Source organism: Daeguia caeni (assembly GCF_042653845.1).
Taxonomy (GTDB): domain Bacteria; phylum Pseudomonadota; class Alphaproteobacteria; order Rhizobiales; family Rhizobiaceae; genus Brucella; species Brucella caeni.
In genome coordinates this window covers 31,131-46,729 of the sequence record NZ_JBHSEL010000053.1, presented here as the reverse complement: position 1 = coordinate 46,729, position 15,599 = coordinate 31,131, and the positions used below count along the sequence as shown (strand labels likewise).

Genomic DNA, 15,599 nt, shown 5'->3' with positions numbered 1-15,599 from the left:
TTTTCAAGATGCTGGTTGATAGTCACTGTCACCTCGACTTTGCCGATTTCGAGCCGGAGCGCGATGCGGTTGTGCAGCGCGCGCTCGACGCCGGTATCAAGCGCATGGTGACGATCTCGACGCGGGTGCGCAAGTTCGACACGATCCGCGCCTTGGCGGAAAAATATGATGCCGTTTACTGCTCTGTCGGCACGCATCCCAACAATGCGCATGAAGAGCTGGATATAACGGCGGATGATCTCGTTCGGCTTGCCGACCATCCGAAAGTCGTGGCCATCGGCGAGGCGGGGCTTGATTATCACTATGACTACGCGCCGCCGGAAGCGCAGCGTCAGGGCTTTCTGGTGCATATTGAAGCAGCACGGCGCACACAACTGCCTCTCGTCATTCATGCCCGCAGCGCCGATGAAGATATGGCGCAGATTCTGGAAGAGGAAAGCGCGAAGGGAGCCTTCCCCTTCATACTGCATTGTTTTTCCTCCGGCATGGAACTTGCCAAACGTGGGCTTGCGCTGGGTGGTTATATCTCCTTTTCCGGCATTCTGACCTTCAAGAATTCGGCCGAAATCCGCGAAGTGGCAAAGATCGTTCCGCATGACCGGCTGCTGGTTGAAACGGATGCACCCTATCTTGCGCCAGTGCCACATCGCGGCAAGCGTAACGAGCCGTCTTTCGTGCAGCATACGGCGGCGGCTCTGGCCGAGGTGATTGGCGTTGACCGGCAGGAGATCGAACGCATCACCAGCGAAAATGTGGCACGTCTTTTCTCCAGGATGCCAATGCCAGCGGAGGGGCTTTAACCGTGAAGCCCCCGCGCAATGTGATGCGTTTTACGATCTTGGGGTGCGGTTCGTCGCCCGGCGTGCCGCGCATTAATGGCGACTGGGGCAATTGCGACCCGAGCAACCCGAAGAATCGGCGGCGCCGAACCTCGCTTCTGGTCGAACGTTTCGACGAGGCGGGCAAAAGCACAGTGGTAGTCATTGATACAGGCCCTGATTTTCGTGCACAGATGATTGATGCGGAAGTGCGTTCGCTTGATGCGGTCGTCTATACTCATTCGCATGCGGATCATATTCATGGCATTGATGATCTGCGCACCTATGTGGTGGAGAACCGCCGCCTGATGGATGTCTATGCCAATCGCGACACGCGCAACCGGCTTTATGAAGCCTTTGGCTATTGTTTCGAAACGCCGCCTGGCTCAAGCTATCCGCCCATTCTGTGCATGCATGAGATAGCTGCCGGAACGCCATTTTCGATCGAGGGGGCAGGCGGGGCAATTCGTTTCGTACCGTTCCGCCAGAAACATGGCGATATTGAATCGCTTGGCTTTCGCATCGGCAATGTCGCCTATTGCACCGATGTCAGCGATTTTCCGACCGAAAGCCCGCAATATGCACGCAGCGCGGATGTGCTGATCATTGGCGCCTTGCAATATCGCCGCCATCCCAGCCATTTTTCGCTGGAACAGGCATTGGAATGGATCGAGGCGCTGGCGCCGAAACGCGCGATCCTCACTCACATGCATGTGCCGCTTGATTATGACACGGTGATGCGCGAGACGCCCGACCATGTCGAGCCCGCCTATGATGGCATGCGGTTTGAAATTCCGCTGTAAATTTGAAGTTCCACTGTAAGGAAGACAGGCCCGCCTTGTTCTTCAAGGCGGGCCTTGTTCTGTCTGCCGCCTGTTCAGGCCTTTGCTTCCTTGGATGGAAAGGGTGTGACATTGTCGGGCAGTTCTGTTTCCGGCTCGTCGTCAATTGTCAGACCGCCGGCACGCAGAAGTTCGGTAAAGCGTCCGCCGCGATGCGCCAGTTCTTTGAAACTGCCACTTTCAATCAGATGGCCCTTGTCCATGAACAGCACCAGATCAGCCGAACGCACAGTGGAAAGGCGATGGGCGATGATGAAGGTGGTGCGGTCATGGCTCAGTTCATCGACGGCGCGCTTGACCTTTTCTTCCGTTTCGACATCAAGCGCACTTGTTGCCTCATCGAGCACCAGAATGGGCGCATTCTTGAGAATGGCGCGGGCAATTGCCAGACGCTGACGTTCGCCGCCGGAAAGCAGCGAGCCGCGTTCGCCGACAACCGTGTCATAGCCATGGCTTTTCACGAGAATGAAGTCATGTGCGGCTGCGGCCTTTGCTGCGGCCTGGATTTCCGCCTGTGAGGCGTCAGCGCGACCGACGCGGATATTGTCGGCAATCGAACGGTTGAACAGGCCGGAATCCTGGAACACGGTGGCAATGGCATTGCGCAGGGAACGCCGGCTGATTGTGCGCGTATCGACATTGTCGATCAGAATCCGCCCTGCGGCCGGGTCATAGACACGTTGCAGCAGATTGATCAGCGTCGTCTTGCCTGCACCCGTCGGGCCGACAATGGCAACCGTCTGGCCAGGCTTGACCGTGAAGGAAATGTCATAGACACCCTGACCGGAATTCGGGAATTCAAAGGTGACATTGTCAAAGACAACCTCGCCCTTGACGTTTTCGAGATCCTTTGCCCCCTGCGGTTCCTGACGGTCAGCGGTTGCATCTTCCATTTCGAAGAATTCCTCGAGCTTGGCACGCGAGGTCACCGTCTGGTTGATGAAGGCACTGATCTGGTCGAGACGGCCGATCATGAGCTGGGCAAAGCCAATGAAGGCAACGACATCGCCCACCAGCATCTGGCCTCTGGAGACAAAATAGGCGCCCAGCATCAGCACGATCACCATGGAGAAGGTCGAGGCCATGCGGTTGAGGCCATTGGCAAGTGCCCACCAGTTGAGCACCGGGAACTGAGCTTCCTTGAGATCGCGCGCATAGTCGCGCAATTGCTGCGTTTCACTGGCAATGCGGTTATAGCTTTGCACCACAGAGACATTGCTGATCGTGTCGCTGACATGCTCGAACAGCTGGTGATGGTGTTTTTCAACCGCAGTCTGGCCGTCCTTGGTCTTGCGCATGACAAGCTGGCCGACCATGACATAAATGACACCGAGCACGATCAGGACCAGCGACATGCGCAGATCCATTTTCATGGCGACCGGGATCAGTGTGCCAAGCGCCACGATCGTGGTCAGGTGCTGGCGCATGAATTCGAGCCACAGCGTAAACAGCGAGTCGGTGGCGCGGATCAGCGTATGCAGCGCATTGGACGTGCCACGCTTCTGGTGCCATGCAAGCGGCATGGTGATGAGACGCTCATAGGAATCGATCATCACACCGAGGCGGCGACGATGGGCGAGGCGGTCTGCGCCGCGTGCGACAAAGACAGAAGCGACGATATTGAACACGCCAAGACCAGCCCACAGAATGAGCTGGATGGTGACATTGCCGCGGTCGGAGATTGCCTGAATGACGCGACCGAACAGAATTGGCTCTGCCAGCATGACCAGCGCCACAAGAATGCTTGCAATGCACATGGTCGTTGTCGCAAGCCGTTCGACTGCAAGATATTGCATGGCTCGCCAGTAGATCTTGAGCAAAGACACCTGAAACTCCTGCTCGTTCGGTTTGGCAGCCAACTCTGCCATTCCCGCGCTAAATGGTTGGTTATTTTCATTCTATCAAGGGCTGGTGGCGCACAGAAGTGGCAAAGACATGTCCAGAATGACCATAAATTAAAACCGTTTGTAACCGAGCGTGAATTGGTTGGGCCCTGACGCAAACAGATTTTCACGGAAACTCCGAATTGCGCCAGCATTGTTTCTTCGCAGTTCCGGACGGAAAACCGTTTCCCGCTTTTCCTGGAACTGCTTGTATCCCGTCAGACCTTGCATGCCATTGCAGATCATGGAGTTGCAGATAATGTTGCAAAGCACTCTGGTAATCGTGCCGTTGCGCGTTTATTGAGAGCAATCAATGAATATTTCATGCTGGCGCTGAAGCAGGCATCAATCGGGTTATCCATGGCAGGCGTAGAACAAAGAGTTGTGGCAGCGGATGAAAGCGGCATGCGGCTGGACCGCTGGTTTAAGGTGCACTTTCCGGGGCTTGGCTTTGGCCATCTCCAGAAATTGCTGCGTTCAGGTCAGATTCGTGTTGATGGCGGACGGGCCAAATCCGATACGCGGCTGCAGGCCAATCAGACCATCCGCATTCCGCCGTTGGGGGTGGATGAGAAAAAGAGCGGCCCGCTGACGGCGCGTACCATACGCGATCAGCATGATGGCGATGTGCTGGCGCAGATGCTGCTCTACGAGGATCCGAAGGTTCTGGTATTCAACAAACCGGCTGGTCTTGCCGTGCAGGGCGGGTCGGGCGTTTCACGCCATGTGGACGGCATGCTGGAGGCATGGCGCAACAAGAAGGGCGAAAAGCCGCGCCTTGTGCATCGTCTCGACCGCGATACGTCCGGTGTGCTGGTGGTGGCCCGTACCCGTGCGGCAGCGCAGGCGCTTACCGCTGCCTTCCGCGAGCGTGATACCAAGAAGACCTATTGGGCGCTGGTGAAAGGCGTGCCGCGCAAGCAGGAGGACAGAATCTCGACCTGGCTGGTCAAGGAGCAGACGCCAGATGGCGACAAGATGCGTGTGTGCAAGCACGGCGAGCCGGATTCCGACCATGCCGTATCCTATTACCGAATGATCGACAAGGCGGCCAATAATCTGGCCTGGTTGGAGATGGAGCCCTATACGGGGCGCACGCATCAGCTGCGTGTCCATGCCGCCCATATTGGCCATCCAATCATCGGTGACCCGAAATATTTCGAGGCAGACCAGAACTGGGAATTCCCCGGCGGCATCCAGAAGCGCCTGCATCTGCATGCACGGCGCATTCGCATTCCAAATCCGTCAGGTGGCATTCTTGACATTACGGCGCCGTTGCCGCCGCACATGGTCCAGACATGGAACCTGCTCGGCTTCGATGAGGCAAGTGCGGAAGACTGAATATCGTGACCAATACGCTGCAATCCGAACGGCCATTGCCGACGAACGCGCCGCTCGATGGGTTTGCCACGGCGCTCGTCATTGCCATCATGTTCAGCTGGGGCCTCAATCAGGTTGCCATCAAGGTGGCGATCCGCGGCTTTGATCCGATGCTGATGGCTGCCGGACGCTCCGCGCTTGCCGGCCTGTGTGTCTTTTTATGGTGCCGGTTGCACGGCATTCCGCTGTTTGCGCATGATGGCACGCTTGCAGCCGGCATGGCGGCAGGGCTCTTGTTCGGCGTCGAATTTATCATGATCTTCATGGCCATGGACATGACCAGCGTTGGCCGCGTGACGCTTTTGATGAATCTCATGCCGTTCTGGGTTGCGATAGGCGGGCATTTCCTGCTTGGCGAGCGCATGTCGCTGCGTGCCGTCATCGGCATGGTGATTGCCTTTATAGGCGTCTATATCGTCTTTTCCGATCGCGTCGGGCGGCCTGGGCCGCTTGCGCTTTATGGCGACATCATTGCCATTTGTTCCGGCTTTCTGTGGGGAATGACGTCACTCGTCATCAAGCGCAGCCGACTGGTCAGTGCACCGCCAGAAAAGGTCCTGCTCTATCAGCTTGTCGTAGCCTCCGTCGTGCCGTTGCCGCTTCTGGGCGCAGCCGGGCCCATCATTCGCGATGTGAACATGCTTTCCATCATCGCCTTTCTGTTTCAGTCACTGTTCGTGACGGCATTCACCTATCTTCTATGGTTCTGGATGTTCCGCCGCTATTCCGTATCGAAACTGTCGAATTTTGCCTTTCTCACACCGGCTTTCGGCGTGATCCTGAGCGCGGTCTTGCTGGGTGAGCATTTGAGCTGGAAGATGTTTGCCTCCCTGTTCCTGATTGCGGCGGGCCTGTTTGTCATCAACCGGCCACCACGCAAGGCGATTGTCCGATGAAACTCGTGTTGTTTGATTGCGACGGAACATTGGTGGACAGCGGCGATACAATCCACCGCTGCATGGTGGAAAGTTTTATCGATGCCGGCCTTACGCCACCGGAAAAACAGGCCACGCATTCGATCATCGGCCTGTCTCTGCCTTTGGCCATTGCGCGGCTTCTGGGGCGCGAGCCGGACGAGCAGGCGCACTGGCTGGCACAGCGCTACAAGGAAAATTTTGTCAGGATGCGCCAGAGCCCGGATTTTTCCGAGCCGCTTTATGACGGTATCCTGCCGCTTCTACAGCAGCTGGCAGGGCGTGATGATGTGCTTCTGGGCATTGTGACCGGCAAGTCGCATCGCGGCGTGCGTTCGATCTTCGAGCATCATGGCATTGGTCGTCATTTCAGCGTCGTCCGCACGGCCGATGACTGCCCATCCAAGCCGCATCCGGCGATGGTGCTTGAATCCTGCTCTGAAATGGGCATAGAACCCGCGCGCACCATTGTGGTTGGCGACGCCATTTATGATATGCAGATGGCGCGTGCCGCAGGTGCGCTCGCCACGGGCGTGTCATGGGGCTATCATGATGATGTGGCCCTCGTCGAGGCCGGAGCCAGACATATTCTCGGCGTGCCTGCCGATTTTCACGCTGTCCTTGCGACGCTGGATCGGTGATCTTTAATCATGCAATGCCTGATCCCATCAGGCGATGGAACTGGATGAATCATGCGCGATATTCTGAGTGACCTCGAAGCTGGAAAACATCTCTCCGACGAGAATCCGATCGTGCGCGCGCAGAAACAGATGCAGGCGCAGCTGCCGAAGCGTTTTTATGAGAAGGCAGAAGTGGCTGAGGTGGAGGGTGGCTTTACCGTTCATCTCGACGGGTGTTCGGTCAAGACGCCGGCGCGCGCGCTTCTGCTTTTGCCAACACGTGCTGCGGCAGAAATGATCGCGGCAGAATTTCGTGCACAGGAAAAGGTAGTCAATCCGGGCAGAATGCCAGCAACGCGACTGGTCAATACGGCGCTTGACGGTATTGTGCAGGATCCGCAGGCGGTGATGGAAGATATTCTGCGCTTTGCTGGCACGGACATGCTCTGCTACCGCGCGGATGCGCCCAGGGAACTGGTTGAGAGGCAGACCCGGCACTGGGATCCGCTAATCGACTGGATGGAAGGGCTTGGTGCGCGCTTTGTGCTGGCGGAAGGCGTGATGCATGTCGAACAGCCGCGGGAGGCGATCACCGCCTATGGCGTGCATCTGCAGACGTTCAATGATCCGATTTCGCTTGCCTGCCTGCACACCATGACGACGCTCACCGGGTCGGCCATCATCGCGCTTGCTGTTGCCAAGGGTGAGCTTTCCGTCGCCGAGGCATGGAAGGTCGCGCATATTGATGAGGACTGGACCATCGAACAATGGGGCGAAGATGCCGAAGCCATGGCGAGGCGCAAGCTGCGCGAGGAAGAGATGATCACGGCCGCCAATATGCTGCAGGCGTTGCAGCCATGAAGCCTGAGGCGTGATTCTTTGTCAGGATCGCCCACCGATGCTGAAACATGCAGAAGATCACAGGCCCGCTTCAGGCCCGAGCAATTCAGATTTTCATGGAAACGCTGATTGCTGCAACATGTTGCTTTCCGCGGTTTCGGGCGGAAAACCGGTTTCCACCTTTCAGGGCTTCTGGAAACAGAAACCCCGCTCCGGCGGGGCAGACTGCTGACAAAGCTCCAAGGAGGCAAAATACCCTCAGTTTCACGAAACGTCCCGGATTCAAGGGCGAACAAACCGGAATCAAAACCCCTCGTTTTTGATCGCCGTCAAAAATCGAGGGGTTGTAATCAGTCTGACCCGGTCTTGCCGGGGTTGCTTGTCATCAAGCTGGCCCCGGTTTCCTGCGGGCAAAGGCGCGACGGCAATCCGCCGCGCCCTCTGGCTTGATTAGACCGAGTAGTACATGTCGAATTCGACCGGATGCGGCGTCATTTCGAAACGCAGAACTTCGGCCATCTTCAGTTCGATGAAGGCATCGATCTGGTCGTCGGAGAATACGCCGCCAGCCTTGAGGAATTCACGATCCTTGTCGAGCGACTGCAGAGCTTCACGCAGGCTGCCGCAAACGGTCGGGATCTTCTTCAGTTCCTTGGCAGGCAGATCGTACAGATCCTTGTCCATAGCCTGTCCCGGATGGATCTTGTTCTTGATGCCGTCCAGACCAGCCATCAGCAGGGCAGCGAATGCCAGATATGGGTTTGCCGACGGATCCGGGAAACGAACTTCCAGACGCTTGGACTTCGGCGAGGAGCCGAATGGAATACGGCAGGAAGCCGAACGGTTGCGAGCCGAGTAAGCCAGCAGAACCGGAGCTTCATAGCCTGGGACCAGACGCTTGTACGAGTTGGTCGATGGGTTGGTGAATGCGTTCACTGCCTTGGCATGCTTGATGACGCCGCCGATGAAGTACAGGCAGTTTTCCGACAGGCCGGCATATTCATTGCCAGCGAAGGTCGGCTTGCCGTCTTTCCAGATCGAGAAGTGAACGTGCATGCCCGAACCGTTATCGCCGAAGACCGGCTTCGGCATGAAGGTTGCGGTCTTGCCATAGGCATTGGCAACCTGATGCACGACATATTTGTAGATCTGCATCTTGTCGGCGTTGCGCAGCAGCGTGTCGAACTTGACGCCAAGTTCGTGCTGTGCGGATGCCACTTCGTGGTGATGCTTTTCAACCGTTACACCCATTTCGGAGAGAACGGAAAGCATTTCCGAACGCATGTCCTGAGCGCTGTCGATCGGTGGAACCGGGAAGTAACCGCCCTTGACACGCGGACGGTGACCGAGGTTGCCGGTTTCGTAATCGGTGTCGTCGTTGGAAGGCAGTTCGGAGCTGTCAAGCTTGAAGCCGGTATTGTATGGATCGGCCTTGAACTTGACGTCGTCGAAGACGAAGAATTCAGCTTCCGGACCAACATAGACGGTATCACCGATGCCCAGTGACTTCAGATAGGCTTCTGCCTTCTTGGCGGTCGAACGTGGGTCGCGGCTGTAGGATTCGCCGGAGATCGGGTCAAGAATGTCGCAGAGAACAACCAGGGTCGACTGAGCGAAGAACGGATCGACATGAGCAGTGGTCGCATCTGGCATGAGAACCATGTCAGATTCATTGATGGCCTTCCAGCCAGCAATGGACGAACCATCGAACATAACGCCGTCAACGAACATGTCTTCGTCAACCAGGGCTGCATCCATCGTGACGTGATGGAGTTTACCCTTCGGGTCGGTGAAACGAAGGTCGACAAACTTGATGTCGTTGTCTTTGATCTGTTTGAGGATATCGTTGGCGGTCGTCATTTTAAATTCCTGTTTGCACGACGATTGTAGGTAGGTGTTTACTGCTTAGATCGCATCCACGCCGGATTCACCGGTACGGATACGAATGACTTCTTCGACGTTGGAGACGAAAATCTTGCCATCACCGATACGGCCCGTCTGGGCAGCCTTGCGGATGGCCTCGATTGCACTATCGACATTTTCATCAGCGACGACGACTTCGACTTTTACCTTCGGCAGGAAGTCGACAACATATTCGGCGCCGCGATAGAGTTCGGTATGACCTTTCTGTCGGCCGAAACCCTTGGCTTCGATGACAGTAATCCCCTGCAAGCCGACTTCCTGAAGAGCTTCCTTCACTTCATCCAGCTTAAAGGGCTTAATGATGGCTTCGATCTTTTTCATCAGAGAATGGTCTCCGCTTTTGCTCGGAAAGGGCGTTGTGCCCGTTTCGATTTAATAGAAGCATGAAGTGTGCCAGTTTGAAAAAATGGGAAATATTTTTTTCAAAAAGTGCCATTTCGTGGCCAGAGTGGCATTTATTGCCGCCCAAAAGCAAGGCGGTAAACGCCGCAGCTAGCCCACATTCCGCCTGGTCGGCGAAGAAGTGATTAAAAAATAGTCATTGTGCAGCATAAATAGGCGCATCATGCAATGGTGGACTGTGTTATATTATCAAAAAATGCTAAAATAACATGCGCCTATACAATTCCGGCTCAAATCATTATCGTTTTGCCTCAGGCTGACCAATGACACGAACACTGAAGGGGAAGCACCGTGCTGGAATTGCTTACGCCGCAGGAAATGGCAAGGGCAGATCGGAAGACCATTGAATCCGGCGTGTGTGACGGGTTTTCCCTGATGCTTGCCGCAGGGCGCGGGGTTGCCGATGTGGCGCTCAGCATATTTGGCCGCTCTGGTCGGGTCGCGGTCCTGTGTGGTTCCGGCAATAATGGCGGGGATGGCTATGTTGCCGCGCAATATCTGCTGGAGGCCGGGGTTGCGGTTGTCTGTTTTGCGCTTGCCCCGCCGCAGCCGGGTACGGATGCCATGCGTGCCTCGCTTTTTTATAAGGGGGATGTCTTCGATCTCGATCAATATGCGCCGGGCTCTTTCGCCGGCGTGATCGACGCCCTGTTCGGGGCTGGACTGGCGCGGCCGGTCACGGGGGCTGCCGCGCATGCGATCGCCGCGAGCAATGCGGCAAAAATCGCCGTTGTTGCGGTTGATCTGCCAAGTGGCATTTCCGGTGAGGACGGGCAGGTGAAGGGGGTGGCGATGGAAGCGCTTGCCACCGTTACCTTCTTCCGTAAGAAACCGGGACATCTCTTGCAGCCGGGCAGGGCGCATTGTGGCGTGCTGCATGTTGTCGATATTGGCATTCCCGATCATGTTCTTGGCGATATTCGTCCGCGCCAGTTTGAAAATGGCCCCGACCTGTGGCGTCTGCCCTGCCTTGCGGTCAATGCACATAAATATAGCCGTGGTCATGCGGCAGTCTTTTCCGGCGGCGCGCATGCGACGGGCGCGGCCCGCCTGTCGGCCATGGCGGCTGCCCGCAGCGGTGCGGGCGCGGTAACCCTGTTGTCGCCGCCGGACGCAATGGCAGTCAATGCCGCGCACCTGACCAGCATCATGTTACGCGAGACGCGCAGCGTCAGGGATGCGGAGCAATTCATGCGTGACAGGAAAGTCAGATCCGTGGTGATCGGGCCGGGCTATGGCAATGCCATTCTGGCGCGGGATCATATAGCCGCGCTGCTGCGTCATGATGCGGGTGCCGATGGATTGCACGGGATTGTGGTCGATGCCGACGGGCTGACGGCATTTGAACCAAATCCGCAGCTTTTGTTCGAGGCAAGGCGTGGTGGTGCAGCGCTTGTCCTGACTCCGCATGAAGGAGAATTCCACCGTCTTTTCCCGGATATCGCGGCTGAGGATATTGCCAAGACCGAGAAGGCGCGACAGGCGGCACGGCGTGCCAATGCGGTTGTGGTCTATAAGGGGGCTGACACGGTCATAGCTGCGCCGGATGGCATGGCTGTCATCAATAGCAATGGCTCGCCGCTGCTTGCAACCGCAGGCTCTGGCGATGTGCTTGCCGGTGTGATTGCCGGCCTGCTTGCACAGAACATGGCGGCTTTTGATGCGGCATGTGCGGCTGTCTGGATGCATGCGGAAGCGGCGCGCCGTTTTGGTCCTGGTCTGATTGCCGAAGACCTGCCGCAGCAGCTGCCGGAAGTGCTGCAGGCGCTTGCCCGGCACGACTGAGTAAGGCTAGACGACCTGAACAGTCAGAGATAACATATTGAAAATATTATGCAGATACCTTGTCTGCCATTGATCCGATCAACGCTTCGGCAAGTGCAATGGTCAGCTCGTCATAATGCGAAATGACACGGCTTGGTTCGTAATGCTGGACGGGCAGATCGGTATAGCCGAAATCAACCGCGATCACCGGAATTCCGGCAGCTTTCGCCGTGTCGATGTCGGTGCGGCTGTCACCCACCATGATGGCGCGATCGGGCTTGCCCCCGGCTGCCGCGATCGTCTGCAACAGGTGGCGCGGATCGGGCTTGCGGAAGGGGAATGTATCCGCACCGCAGATGGCGGCAAAGCGGGAAGCCTCGCCCATGGCGGTCAGAAGCTTGACCGCATGCAGTTCGAACTTGTTGGTACAGACAGCCAGTTCAAAACCATGGGCGGCAAGCCGGTCCATGGCGTCAAGTACGCCGGGAAAGAAGGTCGAATGTCCCGGCATGTTGTCGGCATAATGTTCGCGGAAAGCCACGACCAGTTCATCGATCATGGCATCGTCATAGGCCTTGTTGGCGGCCTGAAAGGCGCGCTCGATCATGACGCGTCCGCCCTGACCGACAAAACGGCGCAGGGCTGCACTGTCTGCCGGTGCAAGACCGGACAGGGAAAGGCAATGGTTGAGGCTGTTGAGAAGATCAGGCGCCGTATCAACCAGGGTGCCGTCGAGATCGAAAACAACGATGGGCTTGCCAGAGGCTAGGGACATTTCAGATTACCTGTGCAATATAGGGAGCCTATTGCTAACGGATTGGCGCCTTGGGCTCAAGTCTGTGTCCTTCATCAAGTATGTTACTTTGACGAGGCGTTTCAATGCTGGGGGTGATTTTCTTGCGTATCTGGATATGACATACAAAATTCTGCGTAATTGGGCGAATAGATGCTTGGTCATGCCATGCTTCGCATGCTAGTCGATTTGGCGTGATTTGCAGAAAAGCCTCAGGAAGTCGTTACATGGATGAAGCACGCAAATTGAAGATTGCGGCCGCTGCTGAAGCGCTGACTTATGTCAGGAATGGCATGCGTCTTGGGATCGGCACGGGTTCGACAGCGGAAGAATTTGTGCGTCTTCTGGCTGAAGAGGTCAAGGATGGGCTTGAAATTGTTGGCGTTCCGACTTCGGAGCGTACTGCGGCCCTGTGTCGTGAACTGGGTGTTCCATTGACGACGCTGGATGAAACCCCACATCTCGACCTGACGATTGACGGCGCAGATGAGGTGGATGCAAGCCTGCGCCTGATCAAGGGTGGCGGCGGCGCGCTGCTGCGCGAAAAGATTGTTGCGGCTGCATCTGATTCGATGATCGTGATTGCCGATCAGTCCAAGGTTGTGGATCCGCTCGGCCGCTTCCCGTTGCCGATTGAGGTCAATCAGTTCGGCCTTGGGGCTACTTTGCGCGCGATTGAGGCTGCGGCTGCGAAATGCGGCCTTGCTGGCCCGCTTAACCTGCGGCAAAAAGACGGTGCGCCTTTCGTAACGGATGGTGGGCATTATATCGTGGATGCATCTTTTGGCCGTATTCCCGATCCAGAGACATTATCGAATGCTCTCTTCGCGATACCTGGTGTTGTGGAGCACGGACTTTTTATCGGATTGGCGCAAGCTGCAATCATTGCAGGCACTGACGGCATCCGAACCATGAAACGGCCTTGAATTGCCCAATAATATGGGTGCTTGGAATTGTTTGAACGGAGTTAAAACAACATGATCTCGGCAAAAGGCTTTCGCCGTCTGATTGCACCGATTACCGTAGTCGCGCTGATGGCCGGAATTCACTCTGCCTCCGCACAGGATGCGACCGAATCCCAGCTTGCTGCGGCTCGTGCCGCGATTGCCGCGATTCACGCAACCGAGCAGTTTGACCAGATCCTGCCCAATGCTGCGCGTGCGCTGAAGGCAGAACTGATCCAGAAGGATCCAAACCTTGAAGCGCTCATTACCAAGACGGTGGATGAAAAGGCGTTGGCGCTGGCAGCCCGCCGTGCCGATCTCGAAAACGAGGCCGCACGCGTTTATGCCAAGGCTTTCACCGAGGAAGAGCTGAACGCAATCACGACCTTCTACAATTCGCCGGCCGGCAAGAAGCTGATCGAGGAAGCGCCGGTCATCACGCGCGAAGTACTGAAGGCTGCCCAGATCTGGCAGAACGGCATTGCCCGTGATCTGGCAGAACAGGTGGGGGAAGTGCTGGCCAAGCAGGCTGCTGCGGCAGGTGCGGCTGCACCAGCCCCGGAACAGGAACCGGCAAAGCAGTAAGGCGTTCTGTGGCGGTGATATGATCAGCCCGGCCCCTGCGCCGGGCTTTTATTTGGATCACTTCATCTGTTGTGTGAAGCAAATCGTTTCATGTCCAGGATTTAAACTGCAATAAAGCAGTTCCAGGAAAAGTGGACGCCGGTTTTCCGCCCGGGAACTGCGACAGGCAATAAAGCAGTTCCAGGAAAAGTGGACACCGGTTTTCCGCCCGGGAACTGCGACAGGCAATAAAGCAGTTCCAGGAAAAGTGGGAACCGGTTTTCCGCCCGGGAACTGCGGAAAAGCAACATGTTGGAGCAATCAGCATTTTCATGAAAATCTGCATTGCTCCAGCGGGGCATTCGGAACCAGACTGTGGGGCAGAAAGACGGAGATGACCATGAACGGCTATGATTATGACCTTTTTGTTATTGGCGGTGGTTCTGGTGGTGTCCGTGCCGGCCGCCTTGCCGGAGCGATGGGCAAGAAGGTTGGCCTGGCGGAAGAATATCGCATGGGTGGCACCTGCGTCATTCGCGGCTGCGTACCGAAGAAGCTTTATGTCTATGCCTCGCAGTTTTCCGAACATTTTGAAGATTCCGCCGGTTTTGGCTGGAGTCTGGGTGCTGCGCGGTTCGACTGGCAGAAGCTCGTTGCGGCCAAGAACAGGGAAATTGCCCGTCTGGAAGGGCTTTATCGCAAGGGGCTTGAAAGCAATGCGGTCGAGGTCTTTGCAAGCCGTGCCGAGCTTGTCGATGCGCATACGATTGAACTCAAGGCCGATGGCCGGCGGGTGACAGCCGAACAGATCCTGATTGCCACGGGCGGGCGGCCGAACAGGCAGGAAAGCCTGCCCGGTCATGAATTGTGCATCAGCTCCAATGAGGCCTTTGACCTCGAGCAATTGCCGGAAAGCATCGTGATTGCGGGCGGCGGCTATATTGCGGTTGAGTTTGCCAATATTTTTCATGGGCTTGGCGTTAAGACGACATTGGTCTACCGCGGCAGGGAAATCCTGTCGCGCTTTGATCATGATCTGCGCCAGCTTCTCCAGGAGACCATGGTGGCAAAGGGCATCAACATCATTCTGGGCGCGGTTTTTGACAGGGTGGAAAAGCGCGCGGCAGGCGGCTTGCGCGTCAGCCTGTCCAATGGCGAAGTGCTGGATGTGGATCAGGCCATGCTTGCGCTGGGGCGTGTGCCGAATACGGCGGGGCTTGGGCTGGAGAGGGCAGGTGTTGCGACCGACAAGGCTGGTGCGGTTGTTGTCGATGACTATATGCGCACCAGCGTACCACATATCTGGGCAGTGGGCGACGTGACCAATCGCGTGCAGCTTACCCCTGTTGCCATCCATGAGGCCATGTGTGTGCTGGAAACGGCGTTCAAGAACAATCCGACCCGGCCGGATCATGAGCTGATTGCTACAGCCGTCTTCTCGCAGCCGGAAATCGGCACGGTTGGCATTTCGGAGGAAGAGGCAGCCAGAACCTGTGCGGACGTCGAGGTCTATCGCGCGCTGTTCCGCCCGATGAAGAACACGCTTTCCGGCCGCAATGAAAAAATGCTGATGAAGCTGGTGGTGGATGCGAATAGCCGCAAGGTTCTTGGCGTCCATATCATGGGCCAGGATGCGGGCGAAATGGCACAGCTTCTTGGCATTTCCCTGAAGGCGGGCGCAACAAAGGACGATTTTGACCGCACAATGGCGGTGCATCCGACGGCGGCCGAGGAACTCGTCACCATGTATACGCCAAGCTATCGCATCATCGATGGCAAGCGCATCGACTGATCCGGGCTGCAACGCTCCGCTCATAAGGGGATGCGTACATAATCGTCGCGGGCAGGGCCGAAGGCGACAATTGTGCTGGTATATGCGGCGCTCCTGCATTATATCAACGCGACCACGCTT

14 protein-coding genes are annotated in these 15,599 nt (G+C 56.6%); 10 read left to right on the top strand and 4 right to left on the bottom strand.

Annotated features, from left to right (window positions below):
* Positions 1-8 precede the first annotated feature (8 nt).
* Positions 9-800 carry a TatD family hydrolase gene (locus ACFO1V_RS08145; RefSeq protein ID WP_374829576.1) on the top strand — a complete coding sequence of 264 codons (792 nt, stop codon included), beginning with the start codon at positions 9-11 and terminating at the stop codon, positions 798-800.
* Positions 801-802: 2 nt separating this feature from the next.
* On the top strand, positions 803-1,621 hold the full coding sequence (locus ACFO1V_RS08140) for an MBL fold metallo-hydrolase (RefSeq protein ID WP_374829578.1): 819 nt from the start codon (positions 803-805) through the stop codon (positions 1,619-1,621).
* A gap of 74 nt (positions 1,622-1,695) precedes the next feature.
* Here ACFO1V_RS08140 and ACFO1V_RS08135 read toward each other — a convergent pair whose 3' ends face one another.
* Positions 1,696-3,486 (bottom strand): glucan ABC transporter ATP-binding protein/ permease, encoded by a 1,791-nt coding sequence (locus ACFO1V_RS08135; protein ID WP_374829580.1) that lies wholly within the window; start codon positions 3,484-3,486, stop codon positions 1,696-1,698.
* Between the two features lie 417 nt (positions 3,487-3,903).
* Between ACFO1V_RS08135 and ACFO1V_RS08130 the strand changes: the two genes are divergently transcribed.
* The 4 genes from ACFO1V_RS08130 to ACFO1V_RS08115 are packed head-to-tail and all read left to right on the top strand — an operon-like array spanning position 3,904 to position 7,318.
* Positions 3,904-4,884, top strand: coding sequence for an RluA family pseudouridine synthase (locus ACFO1V_RS08130; RefSeq protein WP_374829582.1), 981 nt, complete (start codon positions 3,904-3,906; stop codon positions 4,882-4,884).
* Between the two features lie 17 nt (positions 4,885-4,901).
* On the top strand, positions 4,902-5,819 hold the full coding sequence (locus tag ACFO1V_RS08125; protein WP_374829676.1) for a DMT family transporter: 918 nt from the start codon (positions 4,902-4,904) through the stop codon (positions 5,817-5,819).
* The gene (locus ACFO1V_RS08120) at positions 5,816-6,478 is read left to right on the top strand and encodes an HAD-IA family hydrolase (protein WP_374829584.1); all 663 of its coding nucleotides are present in this window, start codon (positions 5,816-5,818) and stop codon (positions 6,476-6,478) included. Before ACFO1V_RS08125 ends, ACFO1V_RS08120 begins: the two co-directional genes overlap by 4 nt.
* Positions 6,479-6,529: 51 nt before the next feature.
* Positions 6,530-7,318, top strand: coding sequence for an ATP12 family chaperone protein (locus ACFO1V_RS08115; protein ID WP_374829586.1), 789 nt, complete (start codon positions 6,530-6,532; stop codon positions 7,316-7,318).
* Between the two features lie 429 nt (positions 7,319-7,747).
* Here ACFO1V_RS08115 and glnA read toward each other — a convergent pair whose 3' ends face one another.
* Positions 7,748-9,157: a type I glutamate--ammonia ligase gene (gene glnA, locus ACFO1V_RS08110; protein WP_374829588.1), complete on the bottom strand. Its 1,410-nt coding sequence runs from the start codon at positions 9,155-9,157 to the stop codon at positions 7,748-7,750.
* 45 nt (positions 9,158-9,202) lie between these two features.
* A complete protein-coding gene (locus ACFO1V_RS08105) occupies positions 9,203-9,541 on the bottom strand; it encodes a P-II family nitrogen regulator (protein WP_374829590.1) in 339 nt (112 codons plus the stop codon).
* 372 nt (positions 9,542-9,913) lie between these two features.
* Between ACFO1V_RS08105 and ACFO1V_RS08100 the strand changes: the two genes are divergently transcribed.
* Positions 9,914-11,407, top strand: a complete 1,494-nt coding sequence (locus ACFO1V_RS08100) for an NAD(P)H-hydrate dehydratase (protein ID WP_374829592.1) — start codon at positions 9,914-9,916, stop codon at positions 11,405-11,407.
* Positions 11,408-11,453: 46 nt separating this feature from the next.
* Here ACFO1V_RS08100 and gph read toward each other — a convergent pair whose 3' ends face one another.
* A complete protein-coding gene (gene gph / locus ACFO1V_RS08095) occupies positions 11,454-12,161 on the bottom strand; it encodes a phosphoglycolate phosphatase (RefSeq protein WP_374829594.1) in 708 nt (235 codons plus the stop codon).
* 245 nt (positions 12,162-12,406) lie between these two features.
* Between gph and rpiA the strand changes: the two genes are divergently transcribed.
* The 3 genes from rpiA (at position 12,407) to gor (ending at position 15,479) form a co-directional block, all read left to right on the top strand.
* On the top strand, positions 12,407-13,105 hold the full coding sequence (rpiA, locus tag ACFO1V_RS08090) for a ribose-5-phosphate isomerase RpiA (RefSeq protein ID WP_374829596.1): 699 nt from the start codon (positions 12,407-12,409) through the stop codon (positions 13,103-13,105).
* 51 nt (positions 13,106-13,156) lie between these two features.
* Positions 13,157-13,708, top strand: coding sequence for a DUF2059 domain-containing protein (locus ACFO1V_RS08085; RefSeq protein WP_374829598.1), 552 nt, complete (start codon positions 13,157-13,159; stop codon positions 13,706-13,708).
* A 379-nt stretch (positions 13,709-14,087) separates the two neighbouring features.
* Positions 14,088-15,479, top strand: coding sequence for a glutathione-disulfide reductase (gor, locus tag ACFO1V_RS08080; protein WP_374829602.1), 1,392 nt, complete (start codon positions 14,088-14,090; stop codon positions 15,477-15,479).
* Positions 15,480-15,599: the final 120 nt, after the last annotated feature.

Excerpts from the sequence above, each read along its gene's own strand:
- glnA (WP_374829588.1), bottom strand. The coding sequence starts at position 9,157 with ATGACGACCGCCAACGATATCCTCAAACAGATCAAAGACAACGACATC.
- gph (WP_374829594.1), bottom strand. The coding sequence starts at position 12,161 with ATGTCCCTAGCCTCTGGCAAGCCCATCGTTGTTTTCGATCTCGACGGC.
- ACFO1V_RS08085 (WP_374829598.1), top strand. The coding sequence starts at position 13,157 with ATGATCTCGGCAAAAGGCTTTCGCCGTCTGATTGCACCGATTACCGTA.
- ACFO1V_RS08120 (WP_374829584.1), top strand. The coding sequence starts at position 5,816 with ATGAAACTCGTGTTGTTTGATTGCGACGGAACATTGGTGGACAGCGGC.
- ACFO1V_RS08145 (WP_374829576.1), top strand. The coding sequence starts at position 9 with ATGCTGGTTGATAGTCACTGTCACCTCGACTTTGCCGATTTCGAGCCG.
- ACFO1V_RS08130 (WP_374829582.1), top strand. The coding sequence starts at position 3,904 with ATGGCAGGCGTAGAACAAAGAGTTGTGGCAGCGGATGAAAGCGGCATG.
- gor (WP_374829602.1), top strand. The coding sequence starts at position 14,088 with ATGAACGGCTATGATTATGACCTTTTTGTTATTGGCGGTGGTTCTGGT.
- rpiA (WP_374829596.1), top strand. The coding sequence starts at position 12,407 with ATGGATGAAGCACGCAAATTGAAGATTGCGGCCGCTGCTGAAGCGCTG.
- ACFO1V_RS08115 (WP_374829586.1), top strand. The coding sequence starts at position 6,530 with ATGCGCGATATTCTGAGTGACCTCGAAGCTGGAAAACATCTCTCCGAC.
- ACFO1V_RS08105 (WP_374829590.1), bottom strand. The coding sequence starts at position 9,541 with ATGAAAAAGATCGAAGCCATCATTAAGCCCTTTAAGCTGGATGAAGTG.